Origin of the sequence: Priestia megaterium (assembly GCF_046599315.1) — a bacterium.
GTDB lineage: Bacteria > Bacillota > Bacilli > Bacillales > Bacillaceae_H > Priestia > Priestia megaterium_F.
The window spans coordinates 1358220-1366258 of the sequence record NZ_JBKIKC010000001.1 but is presented as its reverse complement, the minus strand read 5'-3'; the positions used below and the strand labels follow the sequence as shown (position 1 = coordinate 1366258).

Annotated in this window: 6 protein-coding genes, 1 other RNA gene, 1 pseudogene and 1 other annotated feature; of the genes and pseudogenes, 7 read left to right on the top strand and 1 reads right to left on the bottom strand. The window is 39.2% G+C overall.

All coding sequences use genetic code 11. From position 1 onward, the window contains the following. From ACLHDF_RS07460 to dtd, 3 genes and pseudogenes are all read left to right on the top strand, one after another. A pseudogene (locus ACLHDF_RS07460) lies at positions 1–166 on the top strand (adenine phosphoribosyltransferase); the annotation flags it as partial. A 184-nt stretch (positions 167–350) separates the two neighbouring features. After that, positions 351–2549: a RelA/SpoT family protein gene (locus tag ACLHDF_RS07455; protein WP_413918235.1), complete on the top strand. Its 2199-nt coding sequence runs from the start codon at positions 351–353 to the stop codon at positions 2547–2549. 15 nt (positions 2550–2564) lie between these two features. After that, entirely contained in the window at positions 2565–3026 is a 462-nt protein-coding gene (gene dtd, locus ACLHDF_RS07450; RefSeq protein WP_413918234.1) for a D-aminoacyl-tRNA deacylase, read from the top strand. Here dtd and ACLHDF_RS07445 read toward each other — a convergent pair. Further along, complete coding sequence (locus ACLHDF_RS07445) at positions 3017–3901, bottom strand: N-acetylmuramoyl-L-alanine amidase (RefSeq protein WP_413918233.1); 885 nt, start codon at positions 3899–3901, stop codon at positions 3017–3019. The genes dtd and ACLHDF_RS07445 overlap by 10 nt on opposite strands. Before the next feature lie 166 nt (positions 3902–4067). Here ACLHDF_RS07445 and ACLHDF_RS07440 point away from each other — a divergent pair, with 166 nt between their 5' ends. The 4 genes from ACLHDF_RS07440 (at position 4068) to ssrS (ending at position 7992) form a co-directional block, all read left to right on the top strand. Then, positions 4068–4244 (top strand): hypothetical protein, encoded by a 177-nt coding sequence (locus ACLHDF_RS07440; protein WP_013059305.1) that lies wholly within the window; start codon positions 4068–4070, stop codon positions 4242–4244. An 87-nt stretch (positions 4245–4331) separates the two neighbouring features. Continuing rightward, positions 4332–4564 (top strand) — a binding site (T-box leader). Between the two features lie 68 nt (positions 4565–4632). After that, positions 4633–5901 (top strand): histidine--tRNA ligase, encoded by a 1269-nt coding sequence (gene hisS, locus ACLHDF_RS07435; protein ID WP_413918232.1) that lies wholly within the window; start codon positions 4633–4635, stop codon positions 5899–5901. Between the two features lie 12 nt (positions 5902–5913). Further along, positions 5914–7692 carry an aspartate--tRNA ligase gene (gene aspS, locus ACLHDF_RS07430; protein ID WP_413918231.1) on the top strand — a complete coding sequence of 593 codons (1779 nt, stop codon included), beginning with the start codon at positions 5914–5916 and terminating at the stop codon, positions 7690–7692. A 118-nt stretch (positions 7693–7810) separates the two neighbouring features. After that, positions 7811–7992: non-coding RNA, 6S RNA (gene ssrS / locus ACLHDF_RS07425), on the top strand. The last annotated feature ends 47 nt before the right edge of the window (positions 7993–8039 follow it).

Below are 8039 nucleotides of genomic sequence, written 5' to 3'. Positions count from 1 at the left end.
TACAGATGATTTATTAGCAACAGGCGGTACAATTGAAGCGACAATTAAGCTTGTCGAAGAATTAGGCGGAATTGTTGTTGGAGCTGCGTTCTTAATTGAACTTTCTTACCTTGATGGCCGTGACAAACTAGACGGTTATGATGTATTTACATTAATGACGTATTAAGAAGAACGATCACATAAAAAGAGTACCTGATACAGGTGCTCTTTTTTCGTTAAAAAGCGATGATACGTAAAATGGAAATGATGTAAATTTCATAAATTGGACGCAAAGGCTTTACATCCTTGGATTTTTTCAAGATAATAGTTACAATATGAATTAAAAATGCTAGTTGATAAAAGGTGATTTCATGGCAAATGAGCAAGTCCTAACAGCGGAACAGGTCATTGACAATACGAAGCGATATTTAAGTGAAGAAGATGTGGCTTTTGTACAAAAAGCATATGATTTTGCAAAAGAAGCTCACAAAGAACAATATCGCAAGTCGGGTGAACCATATATTATCCATCCGATTCAAGTCGCAGGAATTTTAGTTGATCTAGATATGGATCCAGCAACAATTGCAGCTGGGTTTCTACATGATGTGGTTGAAGATACAGAGATAACACTAAAGGATTTAGAAAAAGCTTTTAACGAAGAAGTAGCAATGTTAGTAGACGGCGTAACGAAACTAGGAAAAATTAAATATAAGTCTAAAGAAGAGCAGCAGGCTGAGAATCACCGTAAGATGTTTGTGGCAATGGCTCAGGATATTCGAGTTATACTGATCAAACTTGCGGATCGCCTTCATAACATGCGTACGCTAAAGCATTTACCACAGGAAAAGCAGCGACGCATTTCAAATGAAACGCTTGAAATTTTTGCTCCTCTTGCTCATCGTCTGGGTATTTCAAAAATTAAGTGGGAGCTTGAAGATACAGCTTTACGTTACTTAAATCCTCAGCAATATTATCGTATTGTAAATCTGATGAAGAAAAAGCGTGCGGAACGCGAGCAATATTTGGCTGAAGTTATTGATGAAGTTCGCGAGCAGGTAGATGAAGTTTCGATTAAAGTTGAAATTTCAGGACGCCCAAAACATATTTATTCTATCTATCGTAAAATGGCACTGCAAAACAAGCAGTTTAATGAAATTTACGATTTACTAGCTGTGCGCATTATTGTAAATAGCATTAAAGATTGCTATGCGGTGTTAGGAATTATTCATACGTGCTGGAAGCCAATGCCAGGACGTTTCAAAGATTATATTGCAATGCCAAAACAAAATATGTATCAATCTCTTCATACAACGGTTATCGGCCCAAAAGGTGATCCATTAGAAGTTCAAATTCGAACGTTTGACATGCATCAAATTGCCGAGTATGGAATTGCTGCTCACTGGGCTTACAAAGAGGGAAAAACAGCTGAGCATGCTTCATTTGAAGAGAAGCTGACGTGGTTTAGAGAAATTTTAGAATTTCAAAATGATGCAAGCGATGCAGAAGAGTTTATGGAATCTCTAAAAGTTGATTTGTTTTCTGACATGGTTTACATCTTTACACCAAAAGGCGATGTCATTGAGCTTCCTTCAGGTTCCGTTCCAATTGATTTTTCCTATCGCATTCATTCTGAAATCGGAAATAAAACCATTGGAGCAAAGGTCAACGGCAAGATGGTTACGCTTGATTACCGTTTGAAAACAGGGGACATTATTGAAATCTTGACGTCTAAGCATTCGTATGGTCCAAGCAAGGACTGGTTAAAGCTTGCTCAAACGTCTCAAGCTAAAAATAAAATTCGCCAATTCTTTAAAAAACAAAGCCGCGATGAAAATATTGAAAAAGGCAAAGAGCTGGTTGAAAAAGAAATTCGTCAAATGGAGTTTGACTTAAAAGAAGTGCTAACAGCTGATAATATCAAACGAGTAGCGGAGAAATTTAATTTCTCAAATGAAGATGATATGTATGCAGCTATTGGATATAACGGATTAACTGCGGCTCAAGTAGCTAATCGTTTAACAGAGAAGTGGAGAAAGCAGCGCGATCAAGAACAGGAAATCCAAATTGATGATATTGCACGTGATACTGCGGCCAAGCGTGTTCGCCAGCATAAACGAAAAGATTCTGGTGTTATCGTACCGGGCGTAGATAATATGCTGATTCGCTTGTCTAAGTGCTGTAATCCCGTTCCTGGAGATGAGATTGTTGGATTTATTACAAAAGGACGAGGAGTATCTGTTCATAGAGCAGATTGTTTAAACGTTCACACAGATGATGCTGAAAGCCGCCTTATTCCTGTGGAGTGGGAAACACATATTAAAGAAGGCAAAGAGTTTAATGTGGAAATTGAAATTTCGGGCTACGACCGCCGAGGCTTACTAAATGAAGTGCTGCAGGTTGTAAACGAGACTAAAACGAATATTTCAGCCGTGTCGGGAAAATCAGACCGAAACAAAATGGCTACCATTCATATGTCAATTTCTATTCATAACATCAGTCATCTTCATAAAGTGGTTGAGCGCATTAAGCAGCTTCGAGACATTTATTCTGTGCGCCGAATTATGCATTAAGAAAGGTCGTTATACATGAGAGTAGTCGTACAAAGAGCAAAGAATGCAAAAGTAACTGTTGCAGGCGAAACGGTCGGTGAGATTAAGCACGGGTATATGCTTTTAGTTGGGATTACCCACGAGGATACCGAAGCTGATGCAGAGTATGTAGCGGACAAAATTTTAAATTTGCGAGTGTTTGAAGATGAGTCTGGCAAAATGAATTTGTCGCTTCTAGATGTAGAAGGAGAAATTTTATCGGTATCTCAATTTACACTATATGGAGATTGTCGAAAAGGCAGAAGACCAAACTTTATGGAAGCTGCCAGGCCAGATCATGCTTTACCGCTTTACAACTATTTTAATAAAGTATTATCAGAAAAAAATATTCGAGTAGAAACCGGTGCATTTGGCGAAATGATGGATGTATCATTTACAAATGACGGACCGGTCACACTTATTGTAGAAAGCAAAGAAAAAACGCAGGCTCACAGATGAGTCTGCGTTTTTTCTTTGCTTTGAAAGTAATGATTTAATCCTTCAGCGATAGCGGATGTAATTTTTTGCTGATAGCGGATGGAATTAATATACGTTTCTTCCCCTTGATTGCTTAAAAAACCAAGTTCAATTAATGTGCTCGGACGTGTGTTTTCGCGAAGAACATAATAGTTTCCAAAACGTTCTCCTTTGTCTTTCAATTTTGCATGCTCAATAAGTGACTGATGAATAGAGTGTGTGAGTGGACTGTCCTGATGCTGATGATAATAATACGTCATAAGGCCAGTTAGCTGTGAGCTGTTCGTACTGTTGTAGTGAATGCTTATAAAAGCATCTGCTTTAGTCGATTGCAGCGTGCGCTGTGAAAGTAGAAGGTACTCATCATGGCTGCGGGTTAAAATGACGTGTGCGCCTTCTTTTTGAAGTTTGTCTTGCAAAATAAGTGCTGTTCGGAGAGTGAGGTCTTTTTCATATGTGCCTTGTGTACCGATAGCTCCTTTGTCTTTTCCTCCATGGCCTGCATCCACAATGATTATTTTGCCGTTTAGGTGCCGCAAGCTTTTACTAAGCGTATAAACAGGCTGGCGCTGTGCTACTTGCATGCTAGGCTGAACGCTGCGGAGCGCTACTGTTTTCGTGAATTTTTTAAACACCCAGCCTTGAATATCCGAGCTTTCTACATAATACCAATCTCCTTGACGGTCTGAAACTGATAGTCTTGTATCCTTCTTCAATTTATTCGTAATTGAAAATGAACGTCCTGGACCGCTGCGTACGTGCAGAGAGTCAGCTGTTACAACAATGGGTTGATGCACCGGTAGGTTTGGACGTTCAAATGAGGAAGAGCAGAGTAACAAAAGGATACTTGCAGCCAAAGTAGATACGGACTTCATGTTTAAATAGCGAATAGATAGACCTCCTTTTTATAACAAAATAGAGTATTCGATGAAAACAAAAAAAATCCTTTCTCTTATGTAAAAACATCTTTTTCGGGCAATGCTAATAAAAGGATAATTAAGTGTAGACAGGGAGGAAGAAACGATGAAGTTTAGTGAAAAAGGTGAACAATCATTTCAGCAAGTAAATCCGGTATTTGGCATTCATTTTCATGATTTTATTGACAGAGAAAGTGAAGCTTCATCCCTTGAATTGGCTTCTGAATTTGGTTTAACACTTCGAGATATTCAGAAACTAAGAAAACAGTTAGACCGTTCTTAACGCGAAAGGTGCTTGACAACTGCTCATTTCATTCGTAATATAGAAAGCAATTGCTAAATTAAAATGAATGTATAACATTTTTATAATGATAAGCCAAAGATCGAGAAAAGTAGTAAAGATGACACATGGCTAGAGAGGAAATGTCTTAGGCTGAAAGCATTTCTACATGATGACTTTATGAAAGAACACTCAGGAGGCTTCACTCTGAAAAGGGAAACTTAGTAGGAGATGAACGTGTTCGTGCGTTAACGAAATGAGTGGAAACATGTCATATGTTTCAATTAGGGTGGTACCACGTGAGATCAACTCTCGTCCCTACTATGGAAAAATAGTAGCGGCGAGAGTTTTTTTGTATTGTAAATTTTAAATATAGGAGGCATATCACGTTATGTCAGTTCAAATACCTAGAGGAACACAAGATATTTTACCGGGCAAAGTAGAATATTGGCAGTTTGTTGAACAGCGAGCAAGAGAAATTTGCCGTGCATTCAACTACCAAGAAATTCGTACGCCAATGTTTGAACATACGGAATTATTTTTGCGCGGAGTGGGAGAAACAACGGATATCGTGCAAAAAGAAATGTACACATTTAAAGATCGCGGTGACCGCAGCTTAACGCTTCGTCCAGAAGGAACGGCTGCTGTTGGACGCTCATTTGTTTCAAATAAAATGTTTGGAAATCCAACGCAGCCAACAAAGCTGTTTTATATTGGTCCCATGTTTCGCTATGAACGACCTCAAGCGGGACGTTTCCGTCAATTCGTTCAGTTTGGCGTCGAAGCATTAGGAGTGAATGATCCAGCTATTGATGCTGAAGTTCTTGCTCTGCTAATGAGCTTTTACCAATCGCTTGGATTGAAAAAATTAAAGCTGGTTGTTAACAGTTTAGGAGATACAGAAAGTCGTCAAGCTCACCGTCAGGCACTTATCGATCACTTTGCACCTCGCATCGGAGAGTTTTGCAGCGACTGTCAAAGCCGATTGGAGAAAAATCCTCTCCGCATTTTAGACTGTAAAAAAGATCATGATCATGAACTAATGGCGACAGCACCGTCTATCCTTGATTATTTAAACGACTATTCAAAAGAATATTTTGAAAAAGTACAGCAGTACTTAAGCGATTTAGAAATTGACTACGTTGTAGATCCGACGCTAGTACGCGGATTAGATTATTATAATCACACGGCATTTGAACTAATGAGTGAAGCAGAAGGGTTTGGCGCTATTACAACTCTTTGCGGCGGAGGTCGTTATAATGGGTTGATTCAAGAAATCGGCGGACCTGAAACACCGGGTATCGGATTCGCTCTAAGTATTGAACGTTTATTATCTGCATTGGAAGCAGAAGGAATTGAGCTCCCAGTAGAAAAAGGCGTAGATTGCTATGTAGTGACTATGGGCGATGCTGCAAAAGAAAAATCTGTTTCAATTGTAAATACGCTTCGACGTGCAGGATTTGTAGCAGATAAAGATTACCAAGATAAAAAAATGAAAGCTCAGTTCAAAGCAGCTGATCGTGTACAAGCGAAATTTGTTGTTGTTCTAGGTGAAGATGAGCTAGCAAAACAAGTTGTAAACGTGAAAAATATGGAATCTAGCGAACAGCAAGAAGTATCAATTGATCAATTGGTTAGCTATTTGCAAGAACAAGTATAAGGAGGAACCATGATGACAAAACGTTCATACTACTGTGGAGACGTAACAGAACAAGCAACTGGCGAAACAGTCCTTTTAAAAGGGTGGGTTCAAAAACGCCGTGATTTAGGAGGATTAATCTTTATTGATTTACGGGACCGCGGCGGAGTTGTACAAGTTGTATTTAATCCTGAAAAATCTGCTGAAGCGCTAAAAATTGCTGAAGATGTACGTAATGAGTTCGTACTAGAAGTGCAAGGGACTGTGGTAGCTCGTGAAGAGGGAACCGTTAATCCAAACTTAAAAACAGGTAAAATTGAAGTTCACGCTGAGCAGGTTACAGTGTTAAACAAAGCCAAAACACCTCCTTTTGCAATTGCGGATCAATCGGAAGTATCAGAAGATGTTCGATTAAAATATCGTTATTTAGACCTTCGCCGTTCTGAAATGTTTAACACACTTAAAATGCGCAATGACATTACAAAAACAATTCGTGACTTCTTAGATCAAAATGACTTTTTAGATGTTGAAACTCCTATTTTAACGAAAAGCACGCCAGAAGGCGCACGTGATTATCTTGTGCCAAGCCGCGTGCACGAAGGTGAATTTTATGCTCTTCCTCAATCTCCGCAAATCTTTAAGCAGCTGCTAATGGTAAGCGGAATTGAACGTTATTATCAAATTGCCCGCTGTTTCCGTGATGAGGACTTGCGTGCAGACCGTCAGCCTGAATTCACTCAAATCGATATTGAGACATCATTTTTATCTCAAGAGGACATCATGACAATGACGGAAGAAATGATGTCTAAAGTAATGAAGCGTGTGAAAGATTTAGATGTAACGACGCCTTTCCCGCGCATGTCATATGATGAAGCGATGAGCCGCTACGGTTCAGATAAGCCGGATACACGTTTTGAAATGGAGCTAGTCAACTTATCAGAGCTTGTAAAAGACTGCGGGTTCAAAGTATTTAGCGCAGCGGTTGAAAACGGCGGAGAAGTAAAAGCGATTAATGTAAAAGGTGCTGCTTCTAGCTATTCACGTAAAGATATCGATGCCTTAACAGAATTCGTAAAAATTTATGGTGCTAAAGGGTTAGCATGGTTGAAAGTTGAAGCAGATGGCTTAAAAGGGCCAATTGCAAAATTCTTCAATGAAGATGAGCAAAAGCAATTTGCTGAAGCTCTTCAAACAGAAGAAGGAGATTTACTTTTATTTGTAGCTGATAAAAAGTCAGTTGTAGCAGATTCGCTTGGTGCTCTTCGTCTAAAGCTTGCAAAAGAACAAGGAATTATTGATGAAACGAACTTTAACTTCCTATGGGTAACAGATTGGCCTCTTCTTGAACATGATGAAGAAGACAACCGTTACTATGCAGCTCATCATCCATTTACAATGCCAGTTCGTGAAGATTTACCAATGTTAGAGAGCGATCCTGGACAAGTCCGTGCACAAGCATATGACTTAGTATTAAATGGTTATGAACTTGGCGGAGGATCTCTACGTATTTACGAGCGTGATATTCAAGAAAAAATGTTTAAAACGCTTGGATTTACATTAGAAGAAGCATATGAGCAGTTCGGTTTCTTACTCGAAGCATTTGAATATGGTACTCCTCCTCACGGCGGAATTGCGTTAGGTCTTGACCGTTTAGTTATGCTTCTAGCAGGACGCACAAACTTGCGTGATACAATCGCCTTCCCTAAAACAGCAAGCGCAAGTTGTCTATTAACAAACGCACCTGGTGAAGTAAGTGAAGCGCAATTAGACGAGTTACATTTGCAGCTAAAAAAGCAAAAAACAGAAGCATAATCGATTGAACTGTCTTTTAAATCAAGCCTGTCATGTTAACATGACAGGCTTGATTTTTTTGTTTTACTTATTAATTGCAAAGTGATTTTTTCTGTGATAAGATACTTTCAAGAACTAAATAGTCCTGATGTGTTCGTCCTTAATCCAGTTTTGACCGAACAATTTTTTGCTTGGGAGCTCGGAGTTTTTAACGAGCGTACATGCCTCATCCCGAGGACTTACAATGGTTAAAGCAGAGCACCCACCTGCCGAGAGCGGGTTCAAAACGAAGGCACTCGAGACGGCACAATCGGGACTAGCATACATATAATAAATCCTCTATGTAATTATTTGCATAGAGTTTTTTT